Here is a 20,193-nt window from a genome sequence, read left to right on the forward strand (position 1 = left end):
CATGAGTATGATTGAAAGAAGTAGGTTTATGTTTTTTATTTGCCTCATTTTCCTTTATTGTTTCTTTTACAAATATCAGCCTTAGTGCAAATATTAGCAATGAGCTGACTCAATGTGCATTATTGATTGTCATCAATTTTTTAAGCTTTTATTGATACAGATCAATCAATATCTGATTCAAGGTTAATTAGGAGATTCAATGATCAGGTGAGTCGTATTTTAGGTGCAGGAAATAGAAAAACAGTATAAAGCTGACCACACTTAATGGCAGGAGTAAACAGGGTACTAAAACCTGATTAGTGTGTTGCGTAGTTTTTTCACATCGGGTATTGTAATATGATGTTCATTTGTTTCTATAAGGCCATCATTTTTAAACTCAGTCAATGTTCTTACAAGTGTTTCCGCTGTAGTTCCTATCATTTGGGCTAAATCTGTTCTTGGCAAATCAATTATTCCTTCGGGATGGTTTTCACCGAGCTCAAGTAATTTAAATGCTATTCTGTAGCGTACAGAATTGTAGGCTACGCTCATCAATTCCTCTTCCTTTTTACTCAGACGCGTTGATATGTGCTGAATAAAGTGTTTCGACATTTGTGGATTGTTGTAGAGGGCATCGAGGAATGAATTTGCAGGTATTTTTTTTACCTCTGTGGGTTCGTTAGCTTCAGCAAATTGATTTGAAGGCCTTTTCTCTATTACGGGTTTGTAACCCAATAAGCTTCCGCTGTGAAAAATTCCTGTTATAAATGATTTTCCCTGGTTGCTGAGCTGGTAGGTTTGTATGCTTCCTTCTGTTACATAGTAAACGAAATGCGGATATTCATCCTGGTGGTATAACGTTTCACCGTCTTTCAGGTTTATTGATGTGGCTTTGCTCAGAAGCTCCTGCATAACTTCAGCATGGGTGCTTTGATGATTTTGTTTTATGTCCTCTTTTCCGGTTATGGCTGTTAATTGGTCTTGTTTTTTTAGCCGGCTTTGTATGGCATTGAGCAATTCAATATCCTCGAAGGGCTTGTATAAAAAGTCGTCAGCGCCCATTTCCATTCCCTGTCGGAGGGCATCGTTTTCTGTTTTTGCTGTAAGAAAAATAAATGGTATTGTGGCTGTTTGTTGATTTTGGTTAAGCGCATGCAGCACGCTATATCCATCTGTTTCGGGCATCATAATGTCGCATATAATCAGGTCCGGATGTTCGCTTGTAGCTTTACGTATGCCATCTTTACCATCCGGGGAAGTAACTACATCGTAACCCGATAAGGTTAGTATCTCGGCTGTATTTTCACGTAATACCTGATCGTCTTCTATGATAAGAATTTTTTTGTTCATACGCTTTTAAATGGTAATTCAACATTAAACTGTGTGCCCTTATTTTCCTGGCTCTCGAAAGTAAGCTGCCCATTCATTAGTTGTACATATTTTTTTGTAATGGTCAAGCCAAGGCCTGTCCCCTGCAGGTTAGCTACATTATCGGCCCTGAAAAAATGATCGAATATTTTGGATTGTTGCCCTGTAGGTATGCCCATACCCTGGTCTTTAACCGTAATAAATAGTTTGTTGTTTTTGGTGTGGGCTTTTAAATTAATTGTAGTGTCCTTAGGGCTGTATTTTGATGCATTGGATATCAGGTTGTTTAAAATGTTGTGCAGGAAAGTTTTATCCATTTCTACTTTAATGTTGCAACGATTACAATTATAATTTAACTGCTGTGGTGGTGTAATAATTTCATTAACCTGCTCCTTATGGGTATGAAAGAAATCTCCCAAATGAAATATTTGAGTTTGGCTTTCGAGCTTTCCTGCTTCAAGTTTTCCTATTGATAAAAATTCGTTTAAAATACTTTGCAGGTTATGCAGGGCTTTTTTGAGTATTTTGAGGTGCTTCTCAATGTGTGTATGATAGGGAAATTTTTCCCAATGATTTTTACTGTTGGTTATGTACCGATCAATGAGATTTACAGAGGAGAGCAGACCTGCCAAAGGCGCTCTGAATTCATGCGAAGCCATGGATACAAAACGGTTTTTTAATTCACTTATAGCCTGCTCCTTTTCCAGGTTAGCTTTAATTTTTTCTTTCTCTGCTTTCTGTTCTTCAAGTTTTTTTTGTAGTGCTTTTTCCGGCGTAATATCTTTAACCACGCCAATAAAGAAGAGTTCTTTGCGAATATAAGTGTCAGATAAGGCTAATTCAATATGCCTGTCACTTTTTTCAGGTCTGTTTATTTGTAATTCAATGGTTTCTTGTTTTTCATCTTCAGGTTTTTCAGCGCTATGCTGCATATATTCGCTAAGCAGCTCTTTGCTTTTTTTGTTCAGGAATTTCTTAATAGACGTACCTTCTAAGCTATTTTGAGATTCGCCCAGTTCATCGGCCATTGCCTGGTTGATTGATTCTATATCTCCATTTTTATTGAGTATGTTTAAACCAGCTATTGGATTATTAAAAACTGCTTCCAGTTTGAGCACATGTTCAATATCAAATTTTGTTTTCGACATAAGCGATATTTACCTCCTTATAATCATAACAAAGGCAATGGTTTATGGTTTAAATTTATTTCCGGAAAAAGAAAAGGGTTGCTACACCCTTGTAACAACCCTTTTTTATTGTGTTTATATTTTAGTTTAAACCGCGTCGTTCAAGTAATGCATCAATTGTGGGCTCTTTTCCACGGAATTTCACATAATTTTTCATGGCTTCATCACTTCCGCCAACACTTAGTACATGGTCGCGGAATTTTTTAGCTGTTTCCTCATCGAATAGGCCGTTTTCTTTGAATGCCTGGAATGCATCTGCATCAAGGATTTCTGCCCATGCGTATCCATAATAGCCTACGGCATATCCGCCGGCAAAAATATGAGAGAAGTATGGGCTTCTGTAGCGGAATTCAATTTCAGGAATAAGTCCGATTTTTTCACGCACCTCGTTTTCAAAAGCTTTTACTTCTTTAATATCTTTATCAGTTTGCATATGCCAGTGCATATCCAAAAGACCGGCTCCAATGAATTCTGTTAACCCAAATCCCTGATTGTGCAAGCTTGCGGCTTTCATTTTTTTAATAAGTTCATCAGGTATTGTTTCGCCTGTTTTGTAGTGTTTGCCAAGCATTTTAATTACCTCTGGCTGGGCTGCCCAGTTTTCCATAATTTGTGATGGTAATTCTACAAAGTCTCTTGGTACGCTTGTCCCAGACTGGGTATAGTATTTGGTGTCTGAAAGTAAACCATGTAAAGCGTGGCCAAATTCATGGAACAGTGTGGAAACCTCGTCAAACGTTAATAGTGAAGGTTTATCACCTGTAGGTTTGGAAAAATTTGTTACCACTGAAATCACAGGAGCCACACGTTGGTCATCTTTGGTGTGTTGTTTCATGAATGAGTTCATCCATGCACCTGACGATTTGCTTGCTCTTGGGAAGAAATCCATGTAGAGTATGCCAACATGGTCGCCATTTTCTTCCATCACCTGGAATGCCATAGCATTTTTATGATAAACCGGCAGGTCATCACGTTTTTTAAACTTCAGGCCCCAGAGTTTATTGGCTACTTCAAACATGCCATCGCGCACAGTTTCAAGCTTGAAATAGGGGCGTGTAGATTCTTCGTTAAAGTTGTATTTTTTAACTCTGAGTTTTTCAGCGTAGTACCACCAGTCCCATGGCTTTAGTTTGAAGTCGTTCCCTTCATCATTAATCATTTGCTGCATTTCTGCACGTTCTTTTTTAGCAACTTCATTACCGGCATCCATCAGTTGGTTTAGAAGTTCAAATACACGCTCAGGCGTTTTGGCCATGCGGTCGTCAAGTACATAGTGCGCATAGGTATCGAAGCCCATGAGCTGACCTTTCTCTACACGCAGTTTTACCATTTTTTTGAGTATCTCTTTGTTGTCGTACTCATCATTATGGTCACAGCGTGTGATGTAGGCTGTGTAAAGTTTTTCCCGTAGATCGCGTTTTTCAGAAAACTGCAGAAATGGAATCAGACTTGGTTTATGCAAAGTAAATAACCACTGTCCATCTTTGCCTGCAGCTTTAGCCGCTTCTGCTGCACCTGTGCGTACAGATTCGGGCAATCCTGCCAAATCAGCTTCATTATCTATGAAAAGCTTATAGTTGTTGGTTTCGGCGAGCAGGTTTTCGTCAAATTTGAGCGAAAGTTGTGAAAGTTCTTTATTTATAGTACGCAAACGTTCTTGCTTATCTGCCGGAAGGTTAGCTCCATTACGTACAAATTTTTTATACGTATCTTCCAAAAGTTTAAGTTGAGCAGTGCTTAAATCAAGCTCATCTTTTTTGTCATATACAGTTTTGATGCGTTCAAACAGCTCTGCGTTGAGGTTGATGTCATCGTAGTGTTTCGATTTTAGCGGCGAAACTTTGTTGGCAATTTCCTGAAGCTCATCATTGGTGGTAGATGATTTCAGGTTGCTGAACACTGAACTTACGCGTCGAAGCATCATGCCGCTATTATCCAGTGCTTCTATAGTATTTTCAAAGGTTGCAGGCTTTTCATTGTTGATAATTGCCTGAATCTCCTTTTTGTGCTCCTCCATGCCTTTTTTAAAGGCCGGCATGTAATGGGTTGTTTTAATTTTATCAAAAGGGGGTACCTGATACGGCGTATCAAATTTCGAAAAGAACGGATTCTCGCTTTTATCTGTTCCTTTATCTTTGCTACCATTGCTGCAAGCGCCAAGTAACAGCCCCGATGCCAATACTGCTAACATTATTTTTTTCACGGTTAATTAATTTTGTGGTTTGACTTTAACAAACAAAAATAACCAATGCGTGTCATATATCCGAACAGGGTATGAAAAAAATATTAATTGTACGGTTTTGAACACTTTAATAATTTATGATGGAAAAAACACCTTTTGACAATCAGGATAGCCGAAAAATTAATCAATTATTAATTGTAAGAGTACTACTAAGTCTTGTAGCTGGTAGTGCAGTTAGCCTAATGGTATGGTATATCTCAAAAGAGCAGGGTTTTGATTTGAATATGATTTTACCAGTTGTTATTGGTATTTTACTGACAATTATAATTGCTACAGGTTCTTCGTATGCTTTATTTGCCGATGCCATAAATAAAGAGAAGATAGTAGAGCAGAAGGCCATTCAAAAAAAATCAAATGATAGTTTTTTTAAACAAATGGAATCGCCCGTCTCTGCAAGATGTACACAAAAACAGAGTTTTGGTACAAATGCTCAGCAGGCTCCGGGTAAATATGAGGTGAAATCCGGTGATGAAAGCATTTCGCTATCGCCTGAGTTGTATGAGGAACTTAGTGATGGTGATGAGGTTAAAATACACCGGGCTGCAAAAAGCGGACTATTATTACGTATAGAAAAAGGTTAATTAAAACCAGGCTATTCTTCGAAGCTTTTAAACCATTCAATTGCTTCGGCTTCTGAATTGAAAAGCTTTAATGGCATTCCGAATTTGTTGGATACCTTTATGATCATGTTCATGTAATATTTTTTAAATACGTTACCATCGAAAACTGATCCGGCTCTTTTTAGGCCGGCTTTAATAGCTTTGGGTAGCATTTCGCTTTCAAACCATTTGCGGTTTTCAGGTGCCACCACACCCTGGTTTCTTATGTCTGATAAAAAATTATCAACATCATGGGTCTTACTAAACTCCAGCAATGTTGTGAATGCGTGCCTGTATTCTTCGGTAGGTGTTTTCTTTTTCCATATAATTTTGCCCAATTTTAAATCAGCATCATAGGAAACTTCCGCATATTCGTTGTCTTCAATAATGTTCATAGCTTATTTGGTTTTAGTTGGTATCTCAAATTTAAGAATAAAGATATAATTGTCCTAATTGTGTCCGGCTTTATTGAAAGTAGATTATTTAGTAAACTCAATTGCCTTCAAAATCATTCAATTGCTTTTTGTAATAAAAGTCAATAGATTTACCTTTGGTAAATAATTATTCACTTTATAAAATATCAAGCTATGAGAAAATTATTAATTATATCATTAGGTTTGCTGTTAAGTACCTCCTTATCAGCTCAGTATATTTCAGGAGGTTCCGGGGTTACTTTTACGCCATCTGTGTTGGCGGATTCTGCTGGAAGTCACTTCACTTCTGAGGGCACTAACTACATACTCGATGGCGAAATTATTATCTCAGCTGGTGATACTTTGCTGTTTACAGGCTTAGATACCTTGTTTTTCAACTCAACGGGTGATTTGCGTATTGAAGGAACTTTTATTGCGCAGCCTGAAGAGATAACTGTTGTTACTGCTACCGATTCTACGCTTGGCTATCCAGGTATTACGTTTGACGAAAGTAATGGGTCGGTTATCGAAAATATTGAGTTTAGTCATGGAGGAGGAGTAAAGTTACTATACTCTGATGTGTATATTAAGGATTGTAGTTTTTATAAAATGACAGATGCCAATGGTTCCGGGGCAGTTAACCTGTTGCAATCAAATCCTGTTATAGAATCCTGTAATTTTACCCGAAACATGCGTTCTGCAATAAGCTCAGGAGCAACTGCTGCGTCTTCACCGGTAATTAAGTATAACCATTTGTACCATAATAACACTGAAAATGGTAACAGACCTCAAATTAATCTTGGTACAAGCGATGGCACAAATAACATTATTATCAGGGGTAACATTATTGATGGAAATTATGACGAGACCGGTGGAATTAGCCTGGCTACCCTCGCAGGAGGTGAAGTGTCTGCTGTTGTGGATAGTAATACAATAATAAACAACAGGTATGGAATAAATATTCAGGGTACAGTAAGTGCCGATATCGCTCATAATCATATAATTAATAACAATCTGGAAGATAACCCTTACTACGGAGGTTCCGGGATTGCATTTAGTAGTGGAGCACAAGCTTTTGTAGCCCACAATATTATCAGAGGTAACTTGTGGGGCATTACCATTCAGAGTGATGCACAACCAAACTTTGGTGAAATTGAGCCTGATACAGCTAATATCGGTCATAACTATATTTATGAAAATGGAAATGGTGGCATTACCTATAATTTGTACAATAATTCAACCAGCACCATTTATGCACAAAATAACTACTGGGGAACAACCTCTGCTACTGAAGCAGGGGATTGGATCGTGGATCAGGCTGATGATAATACACTTGGAGAAGTTATTTATGAACCCATTTATACTTTAAATACCGAAAAAGCTTTCCAGTATTTTGCATTTGAACTGAATGATACCATTATTGAAGCCAGTATAGATGAAGGAAACAAGCTAATTACTGCTACATTACCGCCAGAGACTGATATTTCTGGTCTTTCTCCAATATTTACACTGAGTGAATATGCCAGCGCAGAGGTGGATGGTCAAGTACAGGTAAGTGGGCAAACAGTGCAGGATTTTACTGACACATTGCATTATGAGGTAATTGCAGAAGATTCAACTACTACAACCTATAAAGTAGCAATCGATGTAGCTACTTCTATTTATTCCGATAGCGAGATTGCCCAGAATATTTTTCCGAATCCTTTTAACGAGGTGCTACATGTGAAAAGTAAAAATCAGGTTATTAGGGCAACAATATTGAATATGGCCGGAAAAGTTGTGCAAATGGTAAACACAAAAGGTACCCAAATAAGCTTCAGAAGCACAAATTGGTCTCCGGGCGTTTATTTAATCAGGTTGCATTATGTTGATGGCACACATGTCACAAAAAAAGTGATTAAAAAATAATATAAAGTGAGTTCGATTTAGATTTCGAATTCAAATTGAAATAAAAATTAAAGCCGGCTGGGAGGCCGGCTTTAGTTAAGTGTTATGGAAATAAATACTTACCTCTTTTCTTTATTAAAAACTATTTTAATCATATAGGTTTTTCCATGGAGGTAAGGGTTAGTTACTTGCACGGTTTTTAGCTCTTTTTTTACATGGTCTACAAATGCTTGCTCGCCCTGTACGTTTTTTGCATTGATTGTGCCATCTTCTTCTACTTTAAAGGTTACCCAAACATTAGTACTGGAAATATCTTCCTCAATATTTGAAGGATAATCCATTACATCTTCAAGGGCATTGTAAAGAGTGGCATTTAGCTCTGCTGCTGGTACAGGTGGGTTGCTTGCCAAAGCGGCAGCATTTAAAAAAATAACTGAAACAAATGCAATAGCAATTACTTTTAATTTTTTCATGGTTTTAGGTTTTAAAGGTTAATAATAAAATGGGTTCTGTAAACAAGACGACAAAAATCGCCAGGTGTTACAGTTTATTTAAGACGAAATATATGCCATTGTGTTTATTTATCTTATTATTAGTGGGTTGTGAGAATAAAAAAATATTAAAAAATATTTTTTATGTTCGATAGCGGGCAATGGTGTTTCATAAAAGCACAAAAGAAACACCTTTGAGCGTGTTTCTTTTGTTGAATATATAAGTTGTGTATAATCCTGGAAACTATCCCAGGTCATTAATCCATTCTAGCTTTTTCATGTCCTTTATGGAAATGCGTCTGCCATTAATATCAATGATTCCCTCTTTGGCAAATGCTGATAGGGTTCTTATGGCATTTGAGGTAGTCATATTTGAAAGGTGCGCTATGTCTTCTCTCGAAAGATAAATATTTATTGTGTGCCCGTCTTCTTCAAATCCGTAGGTATCTCTGAGGAATAATAGTGATTCCGCCAGGCGGCCCCGAATGTGTTTTTGCGTAAGTGTAACGGTTCTTTTATTTGCAAAACCCAGTTCGTAAGCCAATGATTTAATAATTCGTAATGAAAAGTCCGGATTTTGTCGAAGGATGTTTTCAAGGGCTTCTCTTCTTATGGTACAAACAACGCTATTCTCAATAGCCTGAGCAGAAGCAATGTGGTTTTCATCGGCAAATAGAGCTCTGTAGCCAATAAAACTGACAGGCTTGGCCATTCTAACAATTTGCTCCCTACCACCTACACCTTCTTTAAAGATTTTTACTTTGCCTTCCTGTAGGCATAAAAGTCCGGTTGGGCGTTCGGCTTCTTTAAAAATAATTTCATTCTTTTTGAAAGAAGTGCATGTGTAATTTTCATACAGCAGCTTAATTTCATCTTCATTAAGCGCACTGAATACTGAGTTATTTTTTACTAATACATCTATGCAGCTGTGTTGATTTTCCATAAGTTGATTTTTTCACACGACTAAAATTATATATTTTTTTCCAGTAAAACCACATTTTCAATATGATGAGTATGCGGAAACATATCTACTGGTTGGATTTTTTTTACATCGTATTTTGTATTAAGCATTGCCAGGTCGCGTGCCTGAGTTGCCGGATTGCAACTAATATAAACAATTTTTTCTGAATCTGATTCCAGAATAGCATTTACCACATCCTGATGCATTCCTGCACGCGGCGGATCTGTTATAATTATTTCAGGTTTCCCATGGGTTTCGAAAAATTCGCGGTTCAATAAATCTCTCATGTCTCCAGCATAAAACGAGGTGTTACCGATTTTGTTTAATTCCGAATTAAACCGCGCATCTTCAACCGCCTCTTCTATATACTCTATCCCGATAACATTTTTTGCTTTTGAAGCTAAGAAATTGGCTATGGTTCCTGTGCCTGTATATAGGTCATAAACAGTTTCTTCTCGGGTAAGTCCTGCAAAATTGCGGGCTACTTTGTATAGTTCATAGGCCTGGTCACTGTTGGTCTGATAAAATGATTTGGGGCCTATCTTGAATTGTAACCCTTCCATTTCTTCCAGTAAATGGTCTTTCCCGGCATAATTGACCACTTGCTGATCTGCAATTGAATCGTTTGCTTTGGAATTGATGATATAATTCAGTGAAGTAATCTCCGGAAAGGTGCTTTTCAGGTGTTCCAGAAGTTTTTCTCTTTTATCCTGAGCGTCCTCATAAAAAACCACGATAACCATCCATTGCCCCGATGCTGTATTTCTTATAATCAGATTACGCAGGAGGCCGTGATGGTTTCTGATATCGAAAAATGTATAATTGTTTTTCAATGCAAAGTCTCTGACTTCATTTCTTATCTTGTTCGAGAAATCGTCTTGTAAATAACAGGTATTTACATTCAAAACTTTGTCGAACAATTTGGGCACATGAAAACCTAATGCGTAAAGATCTTCATGGGTTTTGTCTTCCTCTATTTCTTCCTTTGTGAGCCATCTGCGATTTGAAAAAGTAAACTCAAGCTTATTTCTATAGTACCTTGTTTTGGCTGAGCCCATTATCGGAGAAATTTCAGGCAATGGTATTTTAGCAATTCGTTCGAGGTTGTCGGCTACTTGTTGTTGCTTTGCTTTGAGTTGTATTTCATAAGGTAAATGCTGCCATTTACATCCACCACAAGTTCCAAAATGTTCGCAAAATGCATCAATTCTATCTTCTGAATATTTGTGGTATTTTGTAACAAATCCCTCCAGGAAGTTTTTTCTTTTGCGTGTTACCTGTATATCTACTATATCGCCCGGGGCTGTGTAAGGCACAAAAACAACTTTGTTTTCTACACGTGCCAATGCCTTCCCTTCAGAACCAATATCAGTTATTTCAACTTGTTCGAGTAATGGTTTTTTCTTATTTCGTCTTCCCAAAGCTATTTGTATTTTTAGTGTATATTCAGTTAATCAAAACCTATGCCGAAACCACTGTTTCCTGCATTATTCGTGCCTTTTAAGTCGTAAATCAGTAATTTTACGTGGTTGTTTGGAGCTTCTGTATGTTAGCTTTTTGTTTTTAATTGAATGCTTCATATCACGGTTAATGAATAAAGTTTTATGGCTGGTCGAACATGCGATCAATAATGGCTATTTGTTCCCCGCTGATGTGGTCTTCTATGTTTGCAATTTTACGTAAAATTGTAGCTCTTGCCGTCATCTCCATTAGTTCAAGGCGGTCAAATGCCTGCAGTAGGGTTTCTCCTGCTGTGAGTATCCCATGATGTTGCAGGATTATGGCATTGCTGTGCTTTATGGCATCTGCTGCGATTTTTGCTAAATCGGGTGTGCCCATTGTAGCATAGGGGGCAAAAGCCGGCTTCCCCAGCATTGCGCGCGCTTCGCCATTTATCCGGGTGTCGATCATATCAGGTGTAGCTGATAGCGCAGTGGCGGTGTAGGGGTGGGCATGCACAATGGCGTTCACATCTTTGCGCGATTTATAAATGGCTATATGCATGCCTGTTTCCATGCTTAGCCTGAGCTTTGGCGTGAGGTTACTGCCTTCTATTGTAACAACTCCAATTTGTTTAGGCTTCATGTTGCCTTTATCTGTTTGGGAGGGGGTGATATATATTTTATTATTAACCCGGATACTCACATTTCCCCCACTTGTGGTGGTAAGCCCTTTAGCGTAGAGCCTGTTCATGAATAGGGCAACTGCCTTTTTGTGTTTGTTTCTCATCGACTTGTTAGGTTATTTTTTGAGTAAAACAGATATGGCTTTTTTGTTGGGTTCAATGATGCCTTTTTCCGTAATTATTCCTGTTACCAATGCTGCCGGCGTTACATCAAATGCAGGATTAATGGCTGGCGATCCAGGGTTGGTTAACCTGATTGTTTGCAGCTCGTTATTGGCATTTGGTCCGGTTGCGTAATGTACTTCATCTTCATTACGGTCTTCAATTGTAATTTTGGTCCCTTCGGGTAAATTTGGATCGATGGTGGAAATTGGTGCTGTAACGTAGAATGGAATGCCATAATATTTGGCGGCGATGGCTTTTTCGAGGGTACCTATTTTATTGGCTACGTCTCCATTGGCTGCTATTCGGTCGGCACCGGTAATTAGTACATCTATTTTACCGTTTTGCATGAGCGATGCGGCTGCGTTGTCTGCAATGATGGCGTGTGGTATGCCCTGGTTATGCAGCTCCCAGGCAGTAAGCCGGGCTCCCTGACTACGCGGCCGGGTTTCATCGGCATATACAAATACGTTTTTCCCTTTTTCGTTGGCCACATAAACGGGGGCGAGGGCGGAGCCATAATCAACAAAAGCGAGCCAACCTGCATTGCAATGGGTGAGTACTTTTGCGTTTTTGCCTAATATTTCATTCCCATATTCTCCGATAGCCTTTCCTGCAGTTGCATTGGCATCGGCAAGTTCCTGAGCTTTTTTTATAGCCGCCTCAGGAGAATTTAAAGCCGCCGTGTAAACAGCTTCTACGCTGTAAAATAAATCGTAAGCCGTTGGGCGTGTTGCTTCAATTATTTTTCTGGCCGTGTTAATGAATTCTGTGTAATCGTGCGATTTTGCTTCACAGGCTGCTTGCGCCATGGCAAATGCAGCCGCTCCGCCAATGGCTCCTGCACCACGGGTAATCATTGTTTTAATTGCTTTGCAGGTATCTGTATATTTTGGGGCTTTATAAATCTGAAACTTAAAAGGCAACAAGTTTTGTTCGATTAGATGAACGGTTGTGCCATCTATCCATACACTGCGGTAGTGTTGATTATTAACTTTCATGAATGCGGTTAATAAAAAATAAGCCCGTAGTTTATCACTTACGGGCTTCATATTTTAATCAATTTCTTATTCAATATATCGTCCAAGGACAATCTGCACGATTAATCCTATAACAATTAAGCCTCCGCCAATGGCCAATGGTGCGTTGCTTAAGCCACTACTTAATGTTTTAATGACCAGTATTATCACGCCTATCAGTATGATTATTATCCCGAGATTTTTAAGAAAATTTTTCATGGTGCTTATAGTGTTTAGATTTTTGTTTACAGATGCGGCCATAAAAATAGGAATTTTGATCGGAAAAAAGTGAAAAAAGCCTTAAACTTTCTTCTGCTATTCATCAGGTATTAATTGTTTAATACGCTCGATCTGTTTTTGTTTGTTTACTTCACGCAGATTGTTTGCGGTTTCTGTAAAATACTGATGCGATGAAATAAACTTAACCTGCAATTTATTCCACGAATCTATATCTCCGATTTTATCCTGTGCTTTTAATTCTTTGTAAAGTGTATTCGATACTGGTATAAAATCGCTTCGCCCAAGGTAATCGAGGTCGGCATCACACATTATTTTTTCCAGTTTGGATTGAGGTTCCGGCGGGAGTTTCGTGGCCAAAATTAAATCGCAGATCTGATTGATTTGTTCTTGTGTATAGTGAAAATTAGGTAACATTTTTTTGGCCATTTCGGCTCCATGGTACTCGTGGTTTTCGTAATTTATTGTATGACCTGCATCGTGAAACAAGGCTGCTGTTTTTAATAGCAGAATTTCTTCATCGTTTACCCCTTCTCCAATGCCTATGAGTTCGGCTTGTGAAGTAACATCAATGGTATGCTTCACATTGTGGTAGTAAAGATATTCTGGTAGTCCTTTTTCAAGAATATCTAACACAATTTCCTGTAAATCGGAGAACTGCCTGAGTAAATAGCGTATATTGAAATCATGATTCGGTTCTCTGCCTTTGCCGTTTTTTGATAGCTCCGGACGTATTCCTTTCACGTAATACATGTCGACATCGCCTTTGTATTTTACAGGCATTTTACCGAAGTATTCGCATACAAAATATTCGCGTACCATTTCGTAGGTCATTACTGAGATGTTGATCTGACCGGCTTCGCACGAGGCTTTCATTCGAGTGGCAATGTTCACCGTGTCGCCTTTAAGATTATATGATACTTTTTTCTTTCCCATGGTTGTGGCTGTTACCGGACCTGTATGCATCCCAAATTTGATGTCCCATATTTTTTTATTATTCTCGAGTCTTTTACTCTGAATATCATTAAGTTTATATCGCATCTCCAATGCTGCCATTACAACGTCTATGGGGTTGGTAATATTTTTTACAGGCACACCACCTGCGCTCATATAAGTGTCGCCAATAGTTTTAATCTTCTGTATATTAAATCGTTGCGATATTTGGTCAAACTCAAAAAATATTTGGTCGAGCTCATCAATAATGTCGTGTGAGTTGGTTTCTTCGTAGAGTCTGCTGAATCCTTCTATATCGGCAAACAACACAGTGGCCATTTTGAAACGGAGTGTTTTTTCTCTGCTTTTTCCTTCGTGGCCCTGATGGATGGTTTTTAACTCTTTGAGTTTATCTTTTAGTTGGTCGTTTTCTTCTTCGAGCGACTCATTGGCGTCTAAAAGCTTCTTGTTTTGCATGGATAGCTTTTTGTTTTCCTGCATCAGGCGAGCAATCCGTTGCACAAGGTCTTTTTCTTCGCTACTCATTTTGGTTCATTTTAAGCAAAATACTAAAAAAGGAACAAGTCGCCAAAAAAAGATGTTCAGGCTAATTCGCAGTTTTCTCAGCTTTCTGACAAAAGATAATTTTTTCGGAAGAGAGCAAACCATACCTTTTTAGTTGTACTTCAGATAGCTCTTCTGTAAGATCGACTACATTTATTTTAAATCCTGCTTCTTGCAGCCTGTCTGTATAATCAGCTCCATAGTACCTGACATGGTCTCTTTGTCCAAAACGTTTCTCTTTTTCTACCGGGTCAGTAATGGTATTGTCTTCGATGGTTTTGGGTGTATTCCATCTGATGGGGACCTGAAAAATTGCCCAGCCACCGGGCTTCAGAACCCTGTAAAATTCTTTCATCGATTGCACATCTTCCCAAACGTGCTCGAATACGTGGTTACACATGGCAGCATCAAATTCATCGTTTTTGAAGGGCATTTGCCTGATGTCCATTTTTACGTCGGCCCATGGCGACGATAAGTCACCGGTGATGTAGTCGAGGTTCTTTTGTTTTTTGAAAAGTCGTAAAAAGCAATACTCGGGTGCTACATGCAAAAACCTGATTTGCTCTGTAAAGAAGTTGGTATGGTTTTTTAAAAATAGCCATATCCCGCGATGTCTTTCCAGCGACATGCTGTCGGGTGCCAATGCATTTTGTCTGGCATTAATTCGGCCGTAGGGTAATAATTTACGATATGTGATTCCGTTTATTGGGTCTTCGTATTGCTTACCACGGTAAAAAAGACTTACGATTCTTAGAAAAAAATGTGCAAGCCGCTGCATGGTTTCGCGCGGAATAAATCGGGTTACAAATTGTATGATTTTTTGCATGTTGCCTGATTACTAATTGTGATGGTTATTTTTTTAGGTATTCGTCTAGTAACTGCTGAGCTGCCTGGAACGAGCTTTTTCGGTTGTTTAAAACATCTGCTTCAAAGTTTTGAAGTTTGGTTTTTATATCTTTTTGGGTATAGAAGTGACTTTTGAGTTTTTCATTGATGGTTTCGTACATCCAATATTTGGCTTGTTCATTCCTTTTGGCCTGCCAATATTGATTTCCAGTTGTCAGATCTTTATAATCCATTATGGTTTTCCATACATTATCAATATCGATATTGTGTAGCGCAGAGCAGGTGACCACTTTGGGAGTCCAACCTGAGGGAGAAGGAGGAAATAGGTGAAGTGCGCTATTGTACTCTGCTTTAGCCTGGTTGGCTTTATCTTTATTATTCCCGTCGGCTTTATTAATGGCAATTGCATCGGCCATTTCCATAATTCCCCGCTTAATGCCCTGTAGCTCGTCACCGGCTCCGGCGAGCATTAATAGCAGAAAAAAGTCGACCATGCTGTGCACAGCAATTTCACTTTGGCCTACACCAACAGTTTCTATAAATATGATATCGAAACCAGCAGCTTCGCATAAAAGCATCGATTCGCGGGTTTTTCGCGCAACCCCGCCCAGAGAGCCTGCAGAGGGTGATGGGCGAATAAAAGCATCGGGATTGTTGGCAAGGGTTTCCATTCTTGTTTTATCACCAAGAATGGAACCTTTTGATCTTTCGCTGCTGGGGTCAATTGCAAGTACCGCAAGCTTATGCCCGCGTTTGGTAATTTCTCCTCCAAGTGATTCAATAAAGGTACTTTTACCTACACCGGGAACCCCTGTAATTCCAATACGCATTGAGTTTCCAGCCAAAGGCAGACATTGTTCAATAATTTGTTGGGCCAACTCCTGGTGGCCCGGGAGTGAGCTCTCTACAAGTGTTATGGCTCTGCTTAAGATAGCGCGGTCGCCACGCTTAATGCCATTTATATAGTTGTCGAGCGAAAGACTTTTTTTACGGAATTTTTGAAAGTTTTTCCTTGCTTTTGGACTAATGCTTGGCGGTTGGTCTACTCCCTTATTGACGTGCAGTGCACTTTTATTGGATTTTTTATTTTTGGAATTCATCAATCACGTTTTTCTGGTCAATAAAATGACAAAAAAATAAATGCTTTGTTTAACCTGATATGTTCAGAGTTTGCTGCAAATTTGCTCAAAAAACCTATATAGTGAAAATTGAGGCTGTCTAAAAAGGATTGCAAATAATCGCTAATGTAACTTTTTAAACGGCCTCAACAACTCTAAAATTTTATGCTTTTATTCTAAAAAAGCTTCGGACCTTCAGCTTTTACTTTTTTTTTACTGTTCCTCTGATAATTAAGGTTGTTACACTGTTGTCAGGATCGTTGGCATAAATCCGTATGCTTTTATGCTGTCGGTTTCTTTTTCCTCTGGAATGGAACGTAGCCTTAATACTACTTGATTCACCGGGTTTTATTGCTTTTTTTGGAGGAGCAACAGCAGTGCAACCACAAGATGCGCGTACCTTTTTTATGATGAGGTTACTTTTACCTGTATTTGTAAATTTAAATTCATGCGTAACCTTTGCACCTTCTGTGATGGTGCCAAAATCAAATTTGGTGTCTTCAAATTTAATGTGTGGTGCATTGGCTCGCTCTTCTGCCGTAAGATGTGAGAAGTCTTGTTTTACAATTGCAGTAGTAGCAATTCTGTGTCGTGGATTTTCGTTTCCGTTTATTACCAAAGACATTCTTCCCCGCATGTAATCAAGGTCAGTGGTTTTTTCTCCATGAAATGTGGCACTGATTGTGCCTTTTTCACCAGGTTTTAGTGTTTTGGGTTTAAAGCTAACGTCAATATATTTCGGTACTCTTTTCATTGAGAGTGTAACAGGTTTATCCGATACATTCACGATCTTAAGCTGTTTGAGCTTTTTCTCACGATTGGTTACATGCATAAAAGCAAATTGGTTATTGTTTAACCTTATTGCACCCATTTTTCTGGGGTAGTCATCTTCAATTGAACGTGGCCTGGGATTGACTTTTCCTTTTATACGAAGTACTATACTTGGATTGTCTGCAGAATTGCTATATACCCTAATTGTTTTGCTAAATGGTCCGGGTCTGTTTTTGGGATTGTATTCTGCTGATACAAAACCTTTTTCGCCAGGGTTTACAGGCTTTCTTGTATGCTCTGAACTGGTGCAGCCACAAGTAGGTTTTACCCTGTTGATGATTAATGGTGTTGAACCTGTATTTGTAAATTCAAATTTGTATTTGGAAACTCCATCCTGTTCGTTGATAGTACCATAATCATGAACGGTTTTGTCAAAAGCAATGTGTGGTCCCTGTTGCTGTGCTGATATCAGGCTCACGTTAAATAAGGTGGCAATGATTATCAAATATAATTTGTGCATAATTGAAGTTTTTGAGATTATAAAGGTTACAAATTTAAAAATTGTTTGTGCTAAATGTTCAAATTAAAAAATTATTTGATCATCTGGTACGTTTTTTACTCTATTGGTTATATTTTGAATACGAGTATCATATCCTGGTATAACAAATTTCCTGCCCCGAATGTATTTTTTATTTCGCTCTTAATTCCAGTGCTTTTGATATATCGTTACCAGATGGATTTTGGTACAGACTTAGCTCGAACTCATTAATTGCAGCAAGTAAATGATCGAATATGTCGGCCTGGATGCTTTCAAATTTAACCCATTCCTTTTCTTTGCTAAAAACGTAGATTTCAATAGGAACTCCTTTTTCAGTGGTTTGAAGTTGCCTGATCAGGAATGTCATATCTTTATTAATCATTGGGTGATGCTTCAGGTATTCTTCAATATATTTTCTGAAGACCCCGATATTTGTCATTCGGCGTCCATTAGCCATGATACTTTGATCTACTCCCTGGCTTTTGTTGTATTCTTCTACTTCTTTGCGCCGCTTTTCAATATAGTCCGTGAGGCGGTGTACGCGCTGGAGGTTGTCAAGCAGCTCTTTTGAACAGAATTTTATGGAGCGAATGTCGATGTATAACGATCTTTTTATTCTGCGGCCTCCCGACTCAAGCATTCCACGCCAATTACTGAAAGATTCAGAAACCAACGCATAGGTAGGAATGGTGGTAATGGTTTTATCAAAGTTCTGGACTTTTACCGTATTGAGTGTTATTTCGGTAACATTGCCATCGGCATTGTGACTGGGCATTGTAATCCAATCACCAATTTTTACCATTTTGTTTAAAGAGAGTTGTATGCCAGCCACTAATCCTAATATACTGTCTCTGAAAACCAACATGAGTACGGCTGCCAAAGCTCCCAGTCCGGCAAGCAAAGCTCCCGGGGATTTCCCAAGAAGTACTGCAAGTATGGTGATTACACCAAAGAAATAAATTACTATCTGTACAACCTGCACATAACCCTTGATAGGGCGGTCTTTGGAAATGGGGTTTCGTTTATATATCTCGTGTAGCGCTGTTACAAACGAGTCCAAAATCAGGATTCCGATGAAGACCATGTACATGTAAGTGAGCTTTTGTACAAAGTTTACCCATCCGGAAGCCTCCGGAAATGCAACTTCTATAAGATAGTAAATTACAATGGCCGGGGCCAGATGACTCAGGCGGTTAAATACCTTCCGTTCAAAGATGACATCGTCCCATGTAACTTTTGATTTGCGCACAATCTGTTTGATGGTTTGCAATATGATGCGCTTTGCAACCCAATCTGCAATTATGCTTATGGCTATGATAGCCAGTATGTTGGCGCCAACATAGAAAATATCGGCAAGGCTGCTGTTAATTCCTGTATTGAGTAACCATTCTTTAAAGATTGCCTCGAATTTTTCCATTGGGCACTAATTTTGATTATAATTGCTAAAATATATAAATTATGAATAGAGTATTTCCTTTTCTGCTGATAATATTTACATCTATTCTTGCGCATTCTTTATCGTTTGCTCAGGGGCATAAAGATTTTGATTTAGATCGCGCTTTGCGAATTGATTTTATCCTAACGGGAGAAAAGGATTGGCAAAAAGCGGGAATATTACGTTTAAAAGAAGAACAATACTGGTCAGGGACGGAACAAAGCTTGATTTGGCCGTTTCAATATGGTACGTATCAAATTGAGGTTTATAATGAAAGTAATGAGCTTATTCTGAAACAAGGTTTTTCAACTTTATTTGAAGAATGGCAATCAACCGGATTACCGCGAGATGGTGCTGCCTCATTTGAACAGTCATATAGCATACCTTATCCCAAAGGTGATGTTTTGGTCAAGCTTTTAGTAAGGAATAAGAATAAATTTGAATTACTCAATACCTGGAGTATTGACCCCGATGCTGATAATATTAAACAAGAGCCAGTTAACCAGGAGGCCATTTTAATTTTAGGTGGCGGAGACTACAGAAACAAGCTTGATTTAGTTTTTCTGGCTGATGGTTACTCGGAGTCTGAATTAAAAAAGGCAAAGAAAGATGCCAGAAGGTTTGGTAAATTTTTATTCCGGAATGCTCCATTTAATAAATATCGAAGAGACATTAATATATGGCTGGTGCATAAACCTTCGATAGAAAGTGGTACGGATGAACCATGCAAAGGGGTTTTTAAGAAAACAGCACTGGGCACCAGTTTTAATACTTTAAACCTGAAGCGGTACCTTTCTGTAGAGGAATTCTTTAAAGTTAAGGATGTTGCGGCAGCTGCACCATACGATTTTATTTTGGTTATGGTAAATACAAAACGATATGGTGGCGGTGGAGTATTTAATCATTTTTCAGTTTTTTCAGCTGACGGCCCATCTGCAGAAAAAGTCTTCTTGCATGAGTTCGGGCATCACTTTGGTGGTTTGGCTGATGAGTATTTCAATAGTGAGGTTACTTATGAGGATATGCTCGATACCACAATAGAACCCTGGCAACCAAATATTACAACATTAGTTGACTTCGATAGCAAGTGGCCTCATTTGATTAGTGAAGGCTTGCCAGTTCCAACTCCCCGCATCGCTAAATTCGAAAATTATACAGGTGTGTTCGAGGGTGGTGCTTATTTAAATAAGGGGGTTTTTAGTCCTGCTATGGATTGCCGGATGCGGACAAATAAAGCAAAAGATTTTTGTACCGTATGCCAGTTAGCCCTGGAAAAGATGCTGCTAATTTACACTTCGCAGAATATTGAGTAGAAGAT

General features: G+C 38.6%; 18 protein-coding genes. 3 read left to right on the forward strand and 15 right to left on the reverse strand.

Annotated features, from left to right (window positions below):
- Nucleotides 1-285 precede the first annotated feature (285 nt).
- From VJ937_RS04460 to VJ937_RS04470, 3 genes are all read right to left on the reverse strand, one after another.
- Nucleotides 286-1,329: a response regulator gene (locus VJ937_RS04460; RefSeq protein WP_324065690.1), complete on the reverse strand. Its 1,044-nt coding sequence runs from the start codon at nucleotides 1,327-1,329 to the stop codon at nucleotides 286-288.
- Nucleotides 1,326-2,495 carry a PAS domain-containing sensor histidine kinase gene (locus VJ937_RS04465; RefSeq protein WP_324065691.1) on the reverse strand — a complete coding sequence of 390 codons (1,170 nt, stop codon included), beginning with the start codon at nucleotides 2,493-2,495 and terminating at the stop codon, nucleotides 1,326-1,328. Before VJ937_RS04465 ends, VJ937_RS04460 begins: the two co-directional genes overlap by 4 nt.
- 121 nt (nucleotides 2,496-2,616) lie before the next feature.
- The gene (locus VJ937_RS04470) at nucleotides 2,617-4,737 is read right to left on the reverse strand and encodes a M3 family metallopeptidase (RefSeq protein WP_324065692.1); all 2,121 of its coding nucleotides are present in this window, start codon (nucleotides 4,735-4,737) and stop codon (nucleotides 2,617-2,619) included.
- A gap of 116 nt (nucleotides 4,738-4,853) precedes the next feature.
- On the opposite strand from VJ937_RS04470, the gene VJ937_RS04475 reads away from it, so the two are divergent.
- On the forward strand, nucleotides 4,854-5,357 hold the full coding sequence (locus VJ937_RS04475; RefSeq protein ID WP_324065693.1) for a hypothetical protein: 504 nt from the start codon (nucleotides 4,854-4,856) through the stop codon (nucleotides 5,355-5,357).
- An 11-nt stretch (nucleotides 5,358-5,368) separates the two neighbouring features.
- Here the strand turns inward: VJ937_RS04475 and VJ937_RS04480 are convergent, their stop codons facing one another.
- Nucleotides 5,369-5,770: a hypothetical protein gene (locus VJ937_RS04480; protein WP_324065694.1), complete on the reverse strand. Its 402-nt coding sequence runs from the start codon at nucleotides 5,768-5,770 to the stop codon at nucleotides 5,369-5,371.
- 192 nt (nucleotides 5,771-5,962) lie between these two features.
- On the opposite strand from VJ937_RS04480, the gene VJ937_RS04485 reads away from it, so the two are divergent.
- Nucleotides 5,963-7,696, forward strand: coding sequence for a right-handed parallel beta-helix repeat-containing protein (locus VJ937_RS04485; RefSeq protein WP_324065695.1), 1,734 nt, complete (start codon nucleotides 5,963-5,965; stop codon nucleotides 7,694-7,696).
- A 98-nt stretch (nucleotides 7,697-7,794) separates the two neighbouring features.
- Here VJ937_RS04485 and VJ937_RS04490 read toward each other — a convergent pair whose 3' ends face one another.
- From VJ937_RS04490 to VJ937_RS04540, 11 genes are all read right to left on the reverse strand, one after another.
- Nucleotides 7,795-8,148: a hypothetical protein gene (locus VJ937_RS04490; protein WP_057954269.1), complete on the reverse strand. Its 354-nt coding sequence runs from the start codon at nucleotides 8,146-8,148 to the stop codon at nucleotides 7,795-7,797.
- Between the two features lie 262 nt (nucleotides 8,149-8,410).
- Nucleotides 8,411-9,109, reverse strand: coding sequence for a Crp/Fnr family transcriptional regulator (locus tag VJ937_RS04495; RefSeq protein WP_324065696.1), 699 nt, complete (start codon nucleotides 9,107-9,109; stop codon nucleotides 8,411-8,413).
- Nucleotides 9,110-9,135: 26 nt separating this feature from the next.
- Entirely contained in the window at nucleotides 9,136-10,548 is a 1,413-nt protein-coding gene (gene rlmD, locus VJ937_RS04500; protein WP_324065697.1) for a 23S rRNA (uracil(1939)-C(5))-methyltransferase RlmD, read from the reverse strand.
- Between the two features lie 181 nt (nucleotides 10,549-10,729).
- The gene (locus VJ937_RS04505; RefSeq protein WP_324065698.1) at nucleotides 10,730-11,356 is read right to left on the reverse strand and encodes a class II aldolase/adducin family protein; all 627 of its coding nucleotides are present in this window, start codon (nucleotides 11,354-11,356) and stop codon (nucleotides 10,730-10,732) included.
- Nucleotides 11,357-11,368: 12 nt separating this feature from the next.
- Complete coding sequence (mtnA, locus tag VJ937_RS04510) at nucleotides 11,369-12,466, reverse strand: S-methyl-5-thioribose-1-phosphate isomerase (RefSeq protein ID WP_324065699.1); 1,098 nt, start codon at nucleotides 12,464-12,466, stop codon at nucleotides 11,369-11,371.
- A 15-nt stretch (nucleotides 12,467-12,481) separates the two neighbouring features.
- Nucleotides 12,482-12,652, reverse strand: coding sequence for a hypothetical protein (locus VJ937_RS04515; RefSeq protein WP_324065700.1), 171 nt, complete (start codon nucleotides 12,650-12,652; stop codon nucleotides 12,482-12,484).
- A gap of 96 nt (nucleotides 12,653-12,748) precedes the next feature.
- Nucleotides 12,749-14,149, reverse strand: coding sequence for an adenylate/guanylate cyclase domain-containing protein (locus VJ937_RS04520; protein ID WP_324065701.1), 1,401 nt, complete (start codon nucleotides 14,147-14,149; stop codon nucleotides 12,749-12,751).
- A gap of 61 nt (nucleotides 14,150-14,210) precedes the next feature.
- On the reverse strand, nucleotides 14,211-14,993 hold the full coding sequence (locus tag VJ937_RS04525; RefSeq protein WP_324065702.1) for a class I SAM-dependent methyltransferase: 783 nt from the start codon (nucleotides 14,991-14,993) through the stop codon (nucleotides 14,211-14,213).
- 25 nt (nucleotides 14,994-15,018) lie between these two features.
- Nucleotides 15,019-16,113 carry a methylmalonyl Co-A mutase-associated GTPase MeaB gene (gene meaB, locus VJ937_RS04530; RefSeq protein ID WP_324065703.1) on the reverse strand — a complete coding sequence of 365 codons (1,095 nt, stop codon included), beginning with the start codon at nucleotides 16,111-16,113 and terminating at the stop codon, nucleotides 15,019-15,021.
- Between the two features lie 220 nt (nucleotides 16,114-16,333).
- On the reverse strand, nucleotides 16,334-17,422 hold the full coding sequence (locus VJ937_RS04535; protein ID WP_324065704.1) for a DUF1573 domain-containing protein: 1,089 nt from the start codon (nucleotides 17,420-17,422) through the stop codon (nucleotides 16,334-16,336).
- A 169-nt stretch (nucleotides 17,423-17,591) separates the two neighbouring features.
- Complete coding sequence (locus VJ937_RS04540; RefSeq protein ID WP_324065705.1) at nucleotides 17,592-18,857, reverse strand: mechanosensitive ion channel family protein; 1,266 nt, start codon at nucleotides 18,855-18,857, stop codon at nucleotides 17,592-17,594.
- Nucleotides 18,858-18,898: 41 nt separating this feature from the next.
- Here VJ937_RS04540 and VJ937_RS04545 point away from each other — a divergent pair, with 41 nt between their 5' ends.
- Nucleotides 18,899-20,188, forward strand: coding sequence for a M64 family metallopeptidase (locus tag VJ937_RS04545; RefSeq protein ID WP_324065706.1), 1,290 nt, complete (start codon nucleotides 18,899-18,901; stop codon nucleotides 20,186-20,188).
- Nucleotides 20,189-20,193 lie beyond the last annotated feature (5 nt).

The sequence above is a fragment of the Salinivirga sp. genome (assembly GCF_035268865.1).
Taxonomy (GTDB): Bacteria; Bacteroidota; Bacteroidia; order Bacteroidales; family Salinivirgaceae; genus Salinivirga.